Source organism: Micromonospora sagamiensis (assembly GCF_014680085.1).
Taxonomy (GTDB): Bacteria; Actinomycetota; Actinomycetes; order Mycobacteriales; family Micromonosporaceae; genus Micromonospora; species Micromonospora inyonensis.
The window spans coordinates 1,657,477-1,674,231 of the sequence record NZ_AP023438.1 but is presented as its reverse complement, the minus strand read 5'-3'; the positions used below and the strand labels follow the sequence as shown (position 1 = coordinate 1,674,231).

The 16,755-nt window shown below is 72.8% G+C and carries 11 protein-coding genes and 1 tRNA gene; 7 read left to right on the top strand and 5 right to left on the bottom strand.

Annotation, left to right across the window (positions count from 1 at the left end; genetic code table 11):
- Positions 1-48 precede the first annotated feature (48 nt).
- The 5 genes from IGA62_RS07000 to IGA62_RS06980 form a co-directional block, all read right to left on the bottom strand.
- On the bottom strand, positions 49-2,178 hold the full coding sequence (locus IGA62_RS07000; protein WP_190289262.1) for an Hsp70 family protein: 2,130 nt from the start codon (positions 2,176-2,178) through the stop codon (positions 49-51).
- A gap of 287 nt (positions 2,179-2,465) precedes the next feature.
- Positions 2,466-2,537: transfer RNA gene (locus IGA62_RS06995), tRNA-Arg, on the bottom strand.
- A gap of 213 nt (positions 2,538-2,750) precedes the next feature.
- Positions 2,751-3,470, bottom strand: a complete 720-nt coding sequence (locus IGA62_RS06990) for a winged helix-turn-helix domain-containing protein (RefSeq protein WP_145815732.1) — start codon at positions 3,468-3,470, stop codon at positions 2,751-2,753.
- A 228-nt stretch (positions 3,471-3,698) separates the two neighbouring features.
- On the bottom strand, positions 3,699-4,364 hold the full coding sequence (locus tag IGA62_RS06985; protein ID WP_145815733.1) for a DUF305 domain-containing protein: 666 nt from the start codon (positions 4,362-4,364) through the stop codon (positions 3,699-3,701).
- A 4-nt stretch (positions 4,365-4,368) separates the two neighbouring features.
- Positions 4,369-5,190, bottom strand: a complete 822-nt coding sequence (locus IGA62_RS06980; protein WP_145815734.1) for a DUF3105 domain-containing protein — start codon at positions 5,188-5,190, stop codon at positions 4,369-4,371.
- Positions 5,191-5,288: 98 nt separating this feature from the next.
- Between IGA62_RS06980 and argS the strand changes: the two genes are divergently transcribed.
- The 7 genes from argS to thrB all read left to right on the top strand — a co-directional run bounded on the left by argS (position 5,289) and on the right by thrB (position 16,722).
- The gene (argS, locus tag IGA62_RS06975; RefSeq protein ID WP_145815735.1) at positions 5,289-6,953 is read left to right on the top strand and encodes an arginine--tRNA ligase; all 1,665 of its coding nucleotides are present in this window, start codon (positions 5,289-5,291) and stop codon (positions 6,951-6,953) included.
- A gap of 5 nt (positions 6,954-6,958) precedes the next feature.
- A complete protein-coding gene (lysA, locus tag IGA62_RS06970) occupies positions 6,959-8,344 on the top strand; it encodes a diaminopimelate decarboxylase (RefSeq protein ID WP_145815736.1) in 1,386 nt (461 codons plus the stop codon).
- Positions 8,345-8,352: 8 nt separating this feature from the next.
- The gene (locus IGA62_RS06965) at positions 8,353-9,666 is read left to right on the top strand and encodes a homoserine dehydrogenase (RefSeq protein ID WP_186500183.1); all 1,314 of its coding nucleotides are present in this window, start codon (positions 8,353-8,355) and stop codon (positions 9,664-9,666) included.
- A 189-nt stretch (positions 9,667-9,855) separates the two neighbouring features.
- Complete coding sequence (gene thrC, locus IGA62_RS06960; RefSeq protein ID WP_145821750.1) at positions 9,856-10,905, top strand: threonine synthase; 1,050 nt, start codon at positions 9,856-9,858, stop codon at positions 10,903-10,905.
- Positions 10,906-11,098: 193 nt separating this feature from the next.
- Positions 11,099-14,365: an efflux RND transporter permease subunit gene (locus tag IGA62_RS06955; protein ID WP_145815738.1), complete on the top strand. Its 3,267-nt coding sequence runs from the start codon at positions 11,099-11,101 to the stop codon at positions 14,363-14,365.
- Positions 14,366-14,479: 114 nt separating this feature from the next.
- Complete coding sequence (locus IGA62_RS06950; protein WP_145815739.1) at positions 14,480-15,724, top strand: MFS transporter; 1,245 nt, start codon at positions 14,480-14,482, stop codon at positions 15,722-15,724.
- 53 nt (positions 15,725-15,777) lie between these two features.
- Positions 15,778-16,722: a homoserine kinase gene (thrB, locus tag IGA62_RS06945; RefSeq protein ID WP_145815740.1), complete on the top strand. Its 945-nt coding sequence runs from the start codon at positions 15,778-15,780 to the stop codon at positions 16,720-16,722.
- Positions 16,723-16,755 lie beyond the last annotated feature (33 nt).

Here is a 16,755-nt window from a genome sequence, read left to right as displayed (position 1 = left end):
ACGGCCGAGTGCTCCGGTTCAGGGAACTGCGGCCATCTCGTCACGGGCTCACCGTGAACGAGCGGTCACGACCGTGATGTAGCCGGTCGAGTACACGCTCGTCGCGCTGTTCGGTCCGAGCGTGACGCGTCCTGCCGGCACCTGCTTGGCGAACACGACGAGGCCGGGCTGGGCCGTGTCGGTGGTCCTGATGGTCATGCTGGTACGCGCGAAGCCCTGCTGGTTCAACCACGCCGGCCACCAGTTGTCCACATCCGGCGCTCCACGACTGTCCATGGCGACGTACACGGTGGCGTTGCGCGCGACATCGAAGACCAGGTAGTCCGCCGGCGAAGTCAACCGCTTGTCGCCGCTGGAACCGGGGATCAGCACTCCTCCGTCGAGCGCCCCCGGAATGCTCGAGATCTTGACTGTCCGGTCGACGAAGTGCTTGGCGCCGACCTCTGCCGGGCGAACCGTGGACAGCTTCGACGGCTTGCCCACCCGGACGTCCGTGAGTGCGAGCACCGTCTGGGTGGGCTGCGCGCTGGGGGTGGCGGACCGGGCGGGCGCAGGGCTGGAGGGCCGTGCCGTCGTGCTGCGCGGGGTGGGGGTGGCACTCGGGGTCGGGCTCGGGCTCGGTGCCTGCGACGGGCTGTTCGGGGTGGTGGTCCTGGACGTCGCGTTGGGCGACGTCGGGTCGTCCGGCGTCTCGGTCCCGAACACGATCGCCGCGCCCACCAGGCTGAGGACCGCGACCAGTGCGACGGCGACGCGCGTGATCGCGAGCCGTGACCACCGTCGCGGCGCGGGTGGCGGTTCCGCCGCCGGGGGTGGGGGCTCGACGGGGCCGCTGGCCGGGCTCACCGGCGCGGCCGGCGCCGGCGGCTGCGCCCGGTGCCTCGCGCCGCGCCTGGCCTTGGGCGTCAGCACGGCCGTGGCTGCGGCGGCGAATGCGGCTACGGCTGCGGGTTTGCGTGCGGGTGCGGGTGCGCCGCTGTCACGTTCGGCTGTCGCGGGTGGAGCCTCGGTCCGGACCGCCGCCGTGGCGGCGACCGGCGCGCCCTGGGGCCGCCGGGGTGCCGGGATGGCACGCGCCGCCGGGCGGGGTGCGGCGCTGAGCATCGCGGCGCCCAGCGCGACCGCGTGCTTCGGATGGGTGTTGATCATGATCGGTCGCTGCAGGGTGTCCCGCAGCAGCCGGTTGACCAGGGGAATCTGGGAGGATCCGCCGACCAGAAGCACGGCGGTGAGGTCCTGCAGGGTGATGCCGGCGGCGGTCAGGGTCCGCCGGAACGTCTCGATGGTGGTCTCCACGGGCGGCGTGATCATCTGCTCGAACGCTTCCCGGGTCACGGTCACGTGCCGTACCGACTCGGGTAGCGGCACCTTGATCTCCGCCTTGTCGTGGCTGGACAGTGCCTCCTTGGCGAGCATGCAGTTGCGCTGGAGGGCGGCCAGGACGGACGTGGTGCCGGGATCGGCCGGGTCCAGCGCGGTGACCGCACCGTCCAGTTGGCGGTCCACGTGGTCCATGAGCGCCTGGTCGAAGTCGGCGCCACCGAGCCATTCGATGCCCTCGGGGGTGCCGATGATCTCCAGCCCGTCCCGGCCGTTGCGGACCACCGCACTGTCGAACGTGCCTCCACCCAGGTCGTAGACCGCGAGCAGGCCGTCCGGGGGCAGTGGCTGGGTGGAGCAGTAGTACGTGGCCGCGGCCACCGGCTCCGTGGTGGTGATGACGGTCGGGCCGTCCGACCCGGCCACGGATTCCGGCTCGGTCTGCGGACGGGGCAGGCCGGCCAGGTGCGGGATGGCGGCGAACTGCTCGCGCCGGTACGGGCCCCACACCGCCGGGTGGGTGAGCACGATCCGGTCGGGCGGGCCGCCCTGGGCCTCGCTGACGGTGTCCAGCACGGAACGGAGCAGACCGGCCATCAGGGCGGTGGGGGAGTAGGGTGCCCCGTCCAGGACCACCGGGGTGGGATCACCGAGGCGGCGCTTGAACTCCCGCGCCACCCGGCCGGGGTGCTGCAGACCGAGGCGGTCGGCGGGCTCACCGGTGAGCAGCGTGCCCTTCTCGTCGAGGAAGGCGACGGACGGGGTGACGATCGCCTGCCCGGCCAGCGGAGCCATGTTCACGGTCCCGGTGGAGGCGACGGCTGCGGCGGTAAAGCTGGTACCCAGGTCGATACCCATGCTGTACATATTCAGGATCCCCCTCGCCGAGCCCGCTACCACGCAAACGTCATAGTCGGCGGCAACAGCGCCACCACGATACGCCGCTGACTTCGGGGATCACAAGATCGTCGGCCCAGCCTGCTGGGCGTTGCTGCCGGCGGCGGAACCCTGCGCCGTCCACCGGATCCTGGCGTTCCGCGAACTGTGACGACCACGACCCTGTCGGGATCGTGGTCGTCGTCGTTGTGCGGTGTTGCCGTCGGCGACAACCAACGTCTCTGTTGGTGTTGCCTGGTTCTGCGAGGTGCCCCCGGCAGGATTCGAACCTGCGCCCCCGCCTCCGGAGGGCGGTGCTCTATCCCCTGAGCTACGGGGGCTCAGCGACCGGGAAAGAGTAGCAAACGCCCCCCGGAACCGCCCAATCGGTATCGGGCGATCCGTCCGCTGGCCGGTGTGTCGTCACGTCGTACCTGGTCAAACGCGGTGTCCGGGCCGTCCGGGCCGGCCCGCCGCCGCCCGCGTCGAGGGGCGCTCCCGTCCGGCGGGAGGCTCGCGGCCTGACCGACCCGCCCCGGGCGGCGAGGGGTCGGTCAGGCCGCCGGCCCGAGGCGCCCGGGCCGGGCCGCCACGGCACGCCCGCAGCTGGGCAGCGGGTGCAGCACGATCCGTCGGGGCAGCCGACGGGGCCATTCGTTCCTCGGCCAGGACCCGTCCATGATCACGTGTACCGTCCGCTCCTCCGTGCCGCTGAGCCGGAGCACGAAGTCCCGGGGGAGCGGCGGGTCGACCGACGGCGTGGTGATCATGAACCGGACCCGTCCCCGGGAGGAGACCGCGGAGACCACGTCCGCCGCCGGCATGGTGCCGCGCAGGCGGACCCGGCCGAGCCAGTAGACCTCCGCCAGGTGCTCCTGGGCGGCCCGGGTGATCGCCGGGTACTCGGTGCGGACCCAGTGCTCCACCGCGCCGACGCAGAGCCCGCAGGCGCGTTCTCTCGGCTCCCGTGGGCCCAGCCCCCAGGCCCGCAGGTACGCCCCGACCGCCCCGGTGTCCATGGACTGGTCGTAGCGGCGCTGGATGAGGCTGGTGAGGCTCTGTCGTGTCCACAGCTCCTCGTCCAGGCCGAACTCGTCGGGGTGGACGCCCCGCAGGGCGTCGATCAGGTCGAGTTCCTGTTCGCGGCTGAGCGATCCCGGCTCGCCCGACCGCTGTCCGCGACGGACGGCTGCCACCGTTCCGTCACCGCCGATGGTGTGGCGCCGGCACCAGCTGGTGACCGAGCGTCGTGCGTCTCTGAGTGCAACCCCCACGTCCTGCGCAACGACCCCGAATCACAACTGGTCACGATATGTGGGTAGAAAAAGCTTGAACTAACCGAATCGGACAAAAGGTTCGCAAGTTGTGCGGTGTCGTGGGTGGCGACGGTGACGGGATCCGGTCGACCGTCGTCCGCCCCGGAGGGTGCTCTCGCCGCCCAAGGACGACGATCGCCGCCCCGCCAGGCGGGACGGCGATCGTCGGAGCGTGGGCGAGGTGGCTCAGCCGCGCAGCCGCGCCAGCGCGTTCTCCAGGTTGGTCAGGTCCTTCTGCTGGGTGTTCTTCATGGTCCGGGCGCTGCGGACCACGTCGGGCTCGTCGGTGGCCTTCAGCACCTCGTCGATCATGTGCACCCCGCCGATGTGGTGCCTGATCATCATCTCCAGGAAGAGGACGTCCAGCTCCCGGCCCTGGGCGGCGCGGAGCTTCGCCATCTGCTCCGGGGTCGCCATGCCCGGCATCAGCCCGTTCTCCATCATGTCGGCGCCGTCCGGCACCCACGACATCCGTGGCCGGGAACCGGTCGGGTCCAGGCCCCAGGAGCGCAACCAGGTCTGCATCGTGCCCATCTCGCCCTGCTGGCCGGTGGCGATGTCGCCGCCGATCTGGCGCACCTCGGGGTCGGTGCCCTGGTCGAACGCGATCAGCCCCATCTCCACCGCCTGGGCGTGGTGGGTGGTCATGTCCCGGGCGAAACCGGCCTCCGCCGACGCGTCGCCGGGCCGGGTGAGTCGGGGGGTGAGCAGGCCGCCGGTGTACCCGAGGAGGAGCCCGAGCACGACGGCGACGGCGAGCGCGACGGTGCCCCAGCGCCGTGTCGGGGCCGTCCCCGGACCGCCGTCACCGGCGGCCGGGGTCGCGTTCTCCCTGGTGGTGGCCGTGGTCATCGGCTCAGCCCTGCGTCATCGGGTCGCCGAGGTCGCGCGGAGCGGTACCGGTCGCGGTGATGCCCTGACCGCAGTTGGCGTTCGGGCCCTCGACCGAGGCGTTGATCCGCAGCGTCTTGACGAACTCGTCGATCCGGCCGTCGTCGGCGTTGTCGACCTTGAGCTGGTAGCCCCAGGCCTGGAGCGAGACCGGCTTGTCGAGCCCCTGGAACGGGCTGAGCATCATCTTCTCCTGGCCGCGCACCCGCTCGGCCAGCTTCTCGACCTGGTCGGCCGGCAGGTCGGGGCGGTAGGTGATCCAGATCGCGCCGTGCTCCAGGCTGTGCACCGCGTGCTCGTTGGCGATCTGCGCGTCGTACACGTCGCCCTGGCAGTTCTGCCAGGCGGCGTTGTGCGGGCCGGCGACCGGCGGGAGGACCGTGTACTGGATGGCGCCGGTCTGGTGGTTGCCACCCTTGACCAGATCCGGGTCGCTCTTACGGAAGTTGCTGATGCCGTCGATGGCGGCGGCCCGATCCTCCCACGGCTTGGAGCCCTGGAAGGCGGCCCAGCCGCCGTAGCCGATGATCGCGGCGGCCAGCACACCGACGGCGACGAAGAGCGCGATCGGGCCCCAGGAGCGACCCTGGCTGACCTTCACCGGGGCGATCGGCTTCCGGGGGCCCTTGCCGGCTCCTGCCGGGCGGGTGCCCCCCGCCGGCCGGGCGGCGTCGGTCTTCCCGCCGGCCGACTTGCCGCCGGACGCGGGCCTACCGGCGGCCGGCTTCTTGCCGGTGCTGACCACGGACGGACGGCGCTGGTCGCCGCCCGGGGTGCTGATGCTCATGGTGCCTCGTCAGGTCGGTCGGTCAGGGGAGTGTGGCGGGCCGATGACGTGCAGGGTCGCCCACGAGTGACCGAGTCTACCCCCGATAACATGGTTCGGTGACTCCCGCAGAACTCGCCGAGGTCGTCCTATCCGCTGCCCACGCCGTCTTCACCGACCGTGGGCTCGACCGCTCCGCGTTGCCGGAGCGAGTGGCGGTGGAGCGACCCCGCAACCCGGAGCACGGCGACTACGCCTCCACCCTGGCGCTCCAGCTCGCCAAGAAGGTCGGGCGGCCGCCACGGGAGCTGGCCGCCGCCCTCGCCGAGCAGCTCGGCCGGGCCCCCGGGGTCAAGTCGGTGGAGATCGCCGGCCCGGGCTTCCTGAACATCCGGCTCGACGCCGCCGCCGCCGGGGTGCTCGCCCGGTCGATCGTCCAGGCCGGTCCGGCTTACGGCCGCAGCGACCGGCTCGCCGGTGAGCGGATCAACCTGGAGTTCGTCTCGGCCAACCCGACCGGCCCGGTGCACATCGGCGGGGTCCGGTGGGCGGCGGTCGGTGACGCGCTGGCCCGGCTGCTGCGCGCCACCGGTGCCGACGTCGGCACCGAGTACTACTTCAACGACGCCGGCTCCCAGATCGACCGCTTCGCCCGCTCGCTGCTCGCCGCCGCGAAGGGCGAGCCGGCCCCGGAGGACGGCTACGGCGGGGCGTACATCGCCGAGATCGCCGCCGAGGTGCTCACCCGGCGGCCGGACGCGCTCGGCCCGGACGACGCGGCGGCCCAGGAGGTCTTCCGGGTCGAGGGCGTCGCGCTGATGTTCGCCGAGATCAAGTCGTCGCTGCGTGACTTCGGGGTGGAGTTCGACACCTACTTCAACGAGAAGTCGCTGCACGACCGGGGCGAGCTGGACCAGGCCCTGAACCGGCTGCGTGAGCAGGGCCACGTCTACGAGACCGAGGGCGCCGTCTGGCTGCGCACCACCGACTTCGGCGACGACAAGGACCGGGTGCTGCGCAAGTCCAACGGCGAGTGGACGTACTTCGCCGCCGACTGCGCGTACTACCTCGACAAGCGGGAGCGCGGCTTCGAGCGGGTCGTGATCATGCTCGGGGCCGACCACCACGGCTACATCGGGCGGATGAAGGCGATGGCCGCCTGCTTCGGCGACGACCCGGCCCGCACCCTGGAGATCCTCATCGGCCAGCTGGTCAACCTGGTCCGCGACGGCGCGCCGGTGCGGATGAGCAAGCGGGCCGGCACCGTGGTCACCCTGGAGGACCTGGTCGACGCGATCGGCGTGGACGCGGCCCGCTACGCGCTGGCCCGTTACTCCTCCGACTCGATGATCGACATCGACGTGGAGCTGTGGACCCGGGCCACCCGCGACAACCCGGTCTACTACGTGCAGTACGTCGCCGCCCGGACGGCCAGCGTCGGGCGCAACGCCGCCGAGGTGGGCCTGGCGCGGGGTGACGCCGAGGCGTTCCGCCCCGAGCTGCTCGACCACGAGAAGGAGAACGAGCTGCTCAAGGCGCTCGCCGAGTTCCCCGCCGTGGTGGCCACCGCCGCCGAGCTGCGCGAGCCGCACCGGGTCGCCCGCTACCTGGAGGACCTCTCCGGGGCGTACCACCGGTTCTACGACAACTGCCGGATCCTGCCGCGCGGTGACGAGGACGTCACCGACCTGCACCGGGCCCGGCTCTGGCTCAACGACGCCACCCGCACGGTGATCGCCAACGGGCTGCACCTGCTCGGCGTCTCCGCCCCGGAGAGGATGTAGCACCCATGCGGGCACACGAGGCCGGTGCGCTGCACGGCGACATCGGCAGCCGGGGGCCGGCCTGGCTGCGTCCCCCGGCCGACGTCAACGCCCTGGTGCCGCAGCTCTGGCCGCGCAACGTGACGCGCGGCGCGGACGGCGCGCTGACCGTCGCGGGCCTGGACGTCCGGGCGGTCGCGGCCGAGTTCGGCACCCCGGTGTACGTCCTGGACGAGGACGACCTCCGGTCGCGCTGCCGCGACTTCCGGTCGGCCTTCGCCGACGAGGACGTCTACTACGCGGGCAAGGCGTTCCTCTGCCGGGCGGTGGTCCGGATGGTCGCCGAGGAGGGCCTGCACCTCGACGTCTGCACCGGCGGCGAGCTGGCGGTCGCGCTGGCCGCCGGCATGCCGCCGGAGCGGATCGGCTTCCACGGCAACAACAAGTCCGTGGCCGAACTCACCCGGGCCCTGGACGCCCGCGTGGGCCGGGTCATCCTGGACTCGTTCGACGAGATCGACCGGCTCACCGCGCTGGCCCGCGAACGCGGGGTCCGCCCCCGGGTGCTGGTCCGGGTCACGGTCGGCGTGGAGGCGCACACCCACGAGTTCATCGCCACCGCCCACGAGGACCAGAAGTTCGGCTTCTCCCTCGCGGGCGGAGCCGCCGCCGCGGCGGCCCTGCGGGTCCTCGACGAGGACGTGCTGGAGCTGCGCGGGCTGCACTCGCACATCGGCTCGCAGATCTTCGACGCCGACGGCTTCGAGGTCTCCGCCCGCCGGGTGCTCGGCCTCCAGGCGCAGATCCGCGACGCCCGGGGCGTGGAGCTGCCCGAGCTGGACCTCGGCGGTGGCTTCGGCATCGCGTACACCACCCAGGACGACCCGGCCGCCCCGCAGGATCTGGCCAAGCGGCTGCGCCGGATCGTCGAGACGGAGTGCCTGGTCCAGCGGCTCGCCGTGCCGCACCTGTCGGTCGAGCCGGGACGGGCGATCGTCGGCCCGTCGGTGTTCACCCTCTACGAGGTGGGCACGGTGAAGGACGTCGACGGCATCCGCACGTACGTCAGCGTCGACGGGGGGATGAGCGACAACATCCGGACCGCCCTCTACGACGCCTCGTACTCGGCGACGGTGGCCTCCCGGGCCTCGACCGCGGAACCGCTGCTCGCCCGCGTGGTGGGAAAGCACTGTGAGTCCGGGGACATCGTGGTGAAGGATGAATTCCTGCCCGCCGACGTACAGCCCGGAGATCTTGTCGCGGTGCCCGGCACCGGCGCCTACTGCCGGAGCATGGCCAGCAACTACAACCACGTGCCCCGGCCGCCGGTCGTGGCCGTGCGTGACGGCCGGGCCCGGCTGATCGTCCGGCGGGAGACGGAAGCGGACCTGCTCGCATTGGATGTCGGATGACCTCACCCCTGCGCTTGGCGATACTCGGCTGCGGAACCGTGGGCAGCGAGGTGGTCCGGCTGCTGCACGAGCAGTCGGCCGACCTGGCGGCCCGGATCGGCGCGCCGCTGGAGATCGCCGGGATCGCCGTCCGCCGGCTCGGCCGGGACCGGGGCGACCTGCCGGTGGCCCCGGAACTCTTCACCACCGACGCGGTCGGCCTGGTCAAGTCCGACGACGTCGACGTGGTGATCGAGGTGGTCGGCGGCATCGAGCCGGCCCGGAGCTGGCTGGTCGACGCGCTGCGGGCCGGCAAGAGCGTGGTGACCGCCAACAAGGCGCTGCTCGCCGAGGACGGCGCGTCGCTGCACGACGCGGCGGCGGACGGCGGCGCGGACCTCTACTACGAGGCCGCCGTGGCCGGGGCGATCCCGCTGCTCCGCCCGCTGCGCGAGTCGCTGCACGGCGACCGGATCAACCGGGTCACCGGCATCGTCAACGGCACCACCAACTTCATCCTCTCCGCCATGGACGCCACCGGTGCCGGCTTCGCCGAGGCGCTGGAGGAGGCGACCGAACTGGGGTACGCCGAGGCCGACCCGACCGCCGACGTGGAGGGCTTCGACGCGGCGGCGAAGGCGGCGATCCTGGCCTCGCTGGCGTTCCACACCCGGGTCGGTGCGGCCGACGTGCACCGGGAGGGGATCACCGAGGTCACCGCCGCCGACGTGGCCAGCGCCAAGGCGATGGGTTGCACGATCAAGCTGCTCTGCATCGCCGCCCGGGGCACCGACGCGGCCGGCCGGGAGTCGGTAAGCGTCCGGGTGCACCCGGCGATGATCCCGCTCAGCCACCCGCTGGCCAGCGTCGGCGACGCGTACAACGCGGTCTTCGTCGAGGCGGAGGCGGCCGGGCCGCTGATGTTCTACGGCCGGGGAGCCGGCGGCGCGGCCACCGCGAGCGCCGTCCTCGGTGACGTGGTGGCGGTCTGCCGCAACCGGCTCGCCGGGGTGCACGCGCCCAGCGAGTCCGCCTACGCCGACCTGGCGGTCCGGCCGATGGGGGAGGCGCTCACCCGGTACCACGTCAGCCTGGACGTGGCCGACCGGCCGGGTGTGCTGGCCGCCGTGGCCGGCGTCTTCGCGCGGCACGACGTGTCGATCGCCACGGTGCGGCAGGCGCCCGCCGGCACCGAGCCCGCCGGCCGGGGCGTGGACGCGGTGCTGGTGATCGTGACGCACACCGCCCCGGATGCCGCGCTGGCCGCCACCGTCGAGGACCTGCGTGGCCTGGACGCGGTCCGGTCGATCGCCAGCGTGCTGCGGGTCGAGGGCGGCGAGTGAGCGACCAGCGCCCCGGCGCCTGGACCGTGCCGTCCCGGCCGGCTGCGGGGAGTGGCCACCACCGGTAGCCGAGCCGGGTTCACCCCGTCCCGCCAGGTGGTTATTCCCGGGTCCGCTCTCCCGCTGACCGGGAGACTGGTCCAGGCTTGGCTGGTCCGGCGGGTGCACGCGGAACACGAGGAGAGCGATATGTGGCGGGGTCTGATCGAGGAGTACCGGGAACGGCTGCCGGTCACCGAGGCCACACCCGTCGTCACCCTGCACGAGGGGAACACGCCGCTGTTGCCCGCGCCGGTGCTCTCCAGCCGGCTCGGTTGTGACGTCCACCTCAAGGTGGAGGGGGCCAACCCGACCGGCTCGTTCAAGGACCGGGGGATGACCCTCGCCGTCTCCAAGGCGATCGAGGCGGGGAACAAGGCGATCATCTGCGCCTCCACCGGCAACACCAGCGCCTCCGCCGCGGCGTACGCGGCCCGCGCCGGGCTGACCTGCGCGGTGCTGGTGCCGCAGGGCAAGATCGCGCTCGGCAAGCTGGCCCAGGCCCTGGTGCACGGCGCGAAGCTGCTCCAGGTGCAGGGCAACTTCGACGACTGCCTGTCGCTGGCCGCCAAGCTCGCCCAGGACTACCCGGTCGCGCTGGTCAACTCGGTCAACCCGGACCGGCTGCACGGGCAGAAGACCGCCGCCTTCGAGATCGTCGCGGCGCTCGGCGACGCCCCGGACATCCACTGCCTGCCGGTGGGCAACGCCGGCAACATCTCGGCCTACTGGATGGGCTACTCCGAGGAACTGGGCGCCGGCACCACCACCCGCGCCCCGAAGATGTACGGCTTCCAGGCGGCCGGCGCGGCCCCGATCGTCACCGGCCAGGTGGTGCACGAGCCGTCCACCATCGCCACCGCGATCCGGATCGGCAACCCGGCGAGCTGGACGAAGGCGATCGACGCCCGGGACGCCTCGGGCGGGCTGATCGCCGCGGTCTCCGACCGGGAGATCCTCAGCGCGTACCGGCTGCTCGCCCGGGAGGTCGGGGTCTTCGTCGAGCTGGGCAGCGCGGCCAGCGTGGCGGGGCTGCTCCAGCAGGCGGCGGCGGGCCGGGTGCCGTCCGGGTCGACCGTGGTCTGCACGGTCACCGGGCACGGGCTGAAGGACCCGGAGTGGGCGATCTCCACCGCGCCCGCCCCGATCACCATCGCCAACGACCCGCTCGCCGCGGCCCGCTCCCTCGACCTGGCCTGACCGCGTACCCCGCCCGGGGTGGTGCCCACCCCGGCGGGCTGGCGGACGTGTCGTGGACGCTCGCCGGAATTGCGCGGGAAAAGCGCTGGTCACACTCGGTTTCCTCGCGGTGACCCCGGCGGTGGGAGCGTTGTCTCGGTCGGGCAGACTAGCCGTACCGAGCCAACCCATACTCCAGGAGTGAGCCACGCCGATGTCGCTGCTCGCCAGATTGAGCCTCGCCAACCGAGGGCTGGTCGCCCTCATCGCGGTGGTGACCACGGCGTTCGGGTTGTTCGCCGTGCCGTCGCTCAAGCAGCAACTCCTGCCGTCGCTGGAGTTCCCGGCCGCGTTCGTGGTCGCGACCTATCCCGGTGCCGGCCCGGAGGTGGTCGAATCCCAGGTCACCGAGCCGATCGAAACCAGCCTCCAGGGCATCCCGGGGGTCGAGGAGATCACCTCCACCTCCCGTGAGGGCTCCGCGACCGTCGTCGTGCAGTACGAGTTCGGCACCGACGTGGACGACATGGTCAGCAAGATGCAGACCGCCGTCAACCGCATCCAGGGCCAGCTCCCCGCGGACGTCGAGCCGCAGGTGCTCGCCGGCAGCACGGACGACCTGCCCGCCGTCGTGATCGCCGCCTCCGGCGCCGGCGACGACCCGCGTGCCCTCGCCGGCAAGCTGGAGAGCGCGGTGCTGCCCGAGCTGAAGGCGATCGAGGGCGTCCGTACCGTCGACCTGACCGGCACCCGCGACGACCTGGTGGTGATCACGCCGGACCCGGCCAGACTGGCCGCCGCGCGGTTGCAGCCCACCGCGATCGGCACCGCGTTGCAGACCAACGGGATCACCGTGCCGGCCGGTGCGGTGGTCGAGGGCGGACGGTCGCTGACCGTCCAGGTCGGCACCCCGCTGGCCACCCTCGACGACCTGCGCGGCATCGTGCTCGCCCCGGCCGTCCCGGGCGGGGCGCCGGTCCGCCTCGCCGACGTGGCCACGGTGACCGAGCAGCTCGCGCCGCCCACCTCGGTCACCCGCACCAACGGCCGGGACAGCCTCGGCATCGCGGTCACCGCCACGCCGGACGGCAACGCGGTGGCCATCTCCCACGACATCCGGGACCGCCTCGCCGACCTGGAGGCCGCCTCCGGCGCCGAGCTGACCGTCGTCTTCGACCAGGCACCCTTTGTGGAGCAGTCCATCGAGAGCCTGACCACCGAGGGCCTGCTCGGCCTGGTCATGGCGGTCATCGTCATCCTGGTCTTCCTGGTCTCCGTCCGCTCCACCCTGGTCACCTCGGTCTCCATCCCACTGTCCGTGCTGGTGGCCCTGCTGGCGCTCTGGAGCGGGGAGTACTCGCTCAACCTGCTCACCCTCGGCGCGTTGACCATCGCGGTCGGTCGGGTGGTGGACGACTCGATCGTGGTGCTGGAGAACATCAAACGCCACCTGGAGTACGGCGAGCCGAAACGCCAGGCGATCCTCACCGCCGTGCGGGAGGTCTCCGGCGCGGTGACCGCCTCCACGCTCACCACGGTCGCGGTGTTCGCCCCGATCGCCCTGGTCGGGGGCTTCGTCGGGCAGCTCTTCGCGCCGTTCGCGATCACCGTCACGGTGGCTCTGCTCGCCTCGCTGCTGGTCTCGCTGACCGTCATCCCGGTGCTGGCGTACTGGTTCCTCAAGCCGGTCGGCGGCACGGTCGACGCCGAGGCGGTGCGCCGCGAGGCGGAGGAGAAGGAACTGCGCAACCCGCTCCAGCGGGCGTACCTGCCGGTGATCGGGTTCGCCACCCGGCGGCGGTGGGCCACGGTGGCGATCGGCCTGGTGGTGCTGCTGGGCACCTTCGGGCTGGCCACCCGGCTGGAGACCAACTTCATCGACGACTCCGGCCAGGACACCCTGAACATCAGCCAGAAGTTGCCGGTGGGCACCGGACTGGCCGGTACCGACGAGGCGGCCCGCAAGGTCGAGGCGGTGCTGGAGCGGACCGAGGGCGTCGAGACGTACCAGGTCACCATCGGTGGCAGCGGCCTGCCCTGGGAGGGCGGGGGCGGCAACAGCACCGCCAGTTACGTCGTCGCGCTCGACGGGGACACCGACGCCGAGCGGCTCCGGGAGGAGCTGCGCCGGGAGTTCGACTCGCTCGGCGCGGGCGCCGGCGAGATCAGCTTCGGCAGCGCCCAGGGCGGTGCCTCGGCCAACCAGCTCGCGGTGGTCGTCCAGGCCAGCGACCCGGAGGTGCTCGCACGCGCCGCCGAGGAGGCCCGGAAGGCCATGGCCGAGCTGGACGACGTCGAGGACGTCTCGTCCAGCCTGGCCGAGCGGGTGCCCCGGATCGACGTCACCGTCGACCGGGCGGCCGCCGCCCGCGCCGGACTGACCGAGGCGGCCGTGGGCCAGCTCGTCGGGCAGGCGTTCCGGGGCAGCCCGGTGGGTCGGGTCACCCTCGACGGTGGACAGCGGGACGTGGTGCTCCGCTTCGCCGCCGCCCCGCCGACCACCGTGGAGCAGCTCCGGCAGCTCCGGGTCGGCGCGGTCACCCTGGACGCCATCGCCGACGTGCGGCAGGTCGAGGGGCCGCAGCAGGTCACCCGGATCGACGGTGAGCGCAGCGTCACGGTGACCGGTACGGCGACCGGCTCCAACCTCGGCGCGACCACCCAGGCGCTGCGCGAGAAGCTGGACGGGATCGACGTGCCGGGGGCGACCCTGAGCGTCGGCGGGGTCAGCGCCGACCAGGAGGAGGCCTTCGCCGACCTGGGGCTGGCCGTGCTGGCCGCGATCGCGATCGTCTTCCTGATCATGGTGGCGACGTTCCGCAGCCTGGTGCAGCCGCTGATCCTGCTGGTGTCGATCCCGTTCGCGGCGACCGGCGCGATCGGACTGCTGCTGCTCACCGGCACCCCGATGGGCGTGCCGGCGCTGATCGGTGTGCTGATGCTGGTCGGCATCGTGGTCACCAACGCGATCGTCCTGCTGGATCTGATCAACCAGTACCGGGCGCAGGGGATGAGCGTGCGGGAAGCGGTCGTCGAGGGCGGCCGGCGCCGACTGCGGCCGATCCTGATGACCGCGGTGGCGACCATCTTCGCGCTGCTGCCGATGGCCTTCGGCCTCACCGGCGAGGGCGGCTTCATCTCCCAGCCGCTGGCCATCGTGGTGATCGGCGGCCTGCTCAGCTCGACCCTGCTCACGCTGGTGCTGGTGCCGACGCTCTACACCATGGTGGAGGGCCGCAAGGAGCGGCGGCTGGCCCGGCGGGCGGCGGCCGGCGACGGCACCGCCCCGGTCGCCGGGGAGCCGGCGGAGACCGAGTCACCCGAGCCGGTCACCGTCGCCGCCGGTCCGGCGTCGGCCGGGGCGTCCGGGGACGAGCCGGCCCGCCCGGCGCCCTCGGCGGCGCTGGTCGACGGCACCGACCAGTTCGAGGTGCTGCGGCTGCCGAAGAGCCGGCACTCGCCGCTGCCCCCGCAGGAGTGACCCCGCGTCCCCGGTACGGCTCGCCGCCGTACCGGGGACGCCCCCCGGGACGGGTGACCAGGCAGGCGACCGGTGCCCCACCGGTGTCGGCCGTGGCGGGTAGCGTGTGGGCACGTGGCGTCGACACTCTCCGTCCTCAGCCGGAACCGCAACTTCCGCATCCTCTTCCTCGCCGAGCTGGTGGTGTTCGGCGCGGACTGGTTCGTCATGGTCCCCCTGCTGGTGCTCCTGCCGGAGTTGACCGGCAGTGGGGTGTGGGGCGCGCTGGTGCTCGCCGTCGACACCGGGGTCGTGGCGCTGCTGCTGCCCTACACCGGCACCATCGCCGACCGGTTCGACCGTCGGCGGATCCTCATGGCGGCGAACGGTGCCGCCCTGGTCGGCGCGCTGCTCCTGCTCGCCGTCCGCACCTCCGACACGGCCTGGCTGGCCATGCTGGCGATCTCCGTGATCGCGGTGGCGAAGGCGTTCTACTCGCCGGCCGCGCAGGCGGCCCTGCCGAACGTCCTCGACCCGGACGAGCTGGCCGCCGGCAACGCCGTCGCCGGCTCCGCCTGGGGCACGATGACCGTGGTCGGCGCCTCCCTGGGCGGCCTGCTCAGCGCGGCCTTCGGTCCGTACGTCTGCTTCTGGGTGGCGGCGGCGGCCCTGGCGCTCGCCGCCAGCCTGACCGCGCTGATCCGCCGGCCGTTGCAGGCGCCCCGCGACCACGCCGAGCCGGTCCAGCGGACCTGGGCGGCGATCCGTGAGGCGTTGGCCTACATCGCCCACCGCCCCCGGGTGCTCGCCCTGGTCACCGTGAAGTCGGCGGTCGGCCTCGGCAACGGGGTGCTGACCGTCTTTCCCCTGCTGGCCGGCCTGTACGGGGTGGGCGCGGTCGGCACGGGTCTGCTCTTCGCCCTCCGGGGCGCGGGAGCGCTGGTCGGCCCGATCCTGATGCGCCGGGTGCTGACCAACCGCCGCTGGCTGCTGACCGGACTGGCGTTGTCCATGTCCGCCTACGGCCTGTCCTACGTCGGGGTCGCGCTCACCGGCTGGTTCCCGCTGGTCCTGGTGCTGGTCTTCGTGGCGCACTTCGCCGGGGGCAGCAACTGGGTGATGTCGAACTTCGCGCTCCAGGGCGAGGTGCCGGACCGGTTGCGCGGGCGGGTCTTCGCCACCGACATGATGCTGGCGACGCTGGCCATCTCGGTCAGCCAACTGGTGGTGGCGGCCCTGGTCGACTCCGTCGACGAGCGGGTCGTGCTGGCCGGCTGCGGCCTGACCACCCTGGTGTACGCGATCGGCTGGCGGGTCGCCACCCGCCGGCTCTCGCTGACCGGGGATGCGGCGGCCGTGGATCCGGTCACGTCCCGGTGAACCCGGGGCGTCCCGGCCCCCCAACTGTCGGATCCGCGCCCTAGCATCTAGCCGTGTCCCTGAACTTCGCCTCCGGTCCCGTCCGGGTCCGGGTTCCCGCGACCAGCGCCAACCTGGGGCCGGGTTTCGACGCGCTCGGCCTCGCGCTCGGTCTTCACGACGACGTCGCCGCCGAGGTGACCACCGGTGGCGTGCGGGTGGCGGTGACCGGCCAGGGGGCCGGTGAGCTGCCCGACGACGACCGGCACCTGGTGGTGCGCGCCATGCGCGTCGCCTTCGACGCCCTCGGCGGCCAGCCCGCCGGACTGGCCGTGGAGTGCGTCAACCGCATCCCGCAGGCCCGAGGGCTGGGCTCCTCCTCGGCGGCGATCGTGGCCGGGGTGCTGCTCGCCCGCGCACTGGTGGCCGACGGGGCGGAACGCCTCGACGACGCCGGGGCGCTGCGACTGGCCGCCGACATCGAGGGCCATCCGGACAATGTGGCACCCTGCCTGCTGGGCGGCTTCACCGTGGCCTGGACCGAGCCGACCGGCGCGCGGGCGGTCTCGCTCGCCCCGGCGGCCGGGGTGAGCCCCACGGTGTTCGTACCCCAGGAGCGGGGGCTCACCGCGACGGCGCGGGCGGCGCTGCCGGCCTCGGTGCCGCACGCGGACGCCGCGCTGACCGCCGGCCGGGCCGCGCTGCTGGTGCACGCGCTGACCGCCGACCCGGCACTGCTGCTGCCGGCGACCGAGGACCGGCTGCACCAGCACTACCGCGCCGAGGGGATGCCGGCGACGTATGCGCTGGTCACCGCGTTGCGAGAGGCCGGTGTGGCGGCCGTGGTCAGTGGGGCGGGGCCGACGGTGCTGGCGTTGACCGATCCCGGAGCGGACTTCGAGCCGGGAACAGGATGGCACCTCTGGCGGTTACCAGTGGACAGCAGCGGTGCCCGGGTCAGTCAGGGTAGACTCGGACACGCCGAGCGGGACCCTGTTGCCGCAGGTCGTATGAGTTGATTACGCTCTAGACTTAGCACAGCCGCGAAGCAT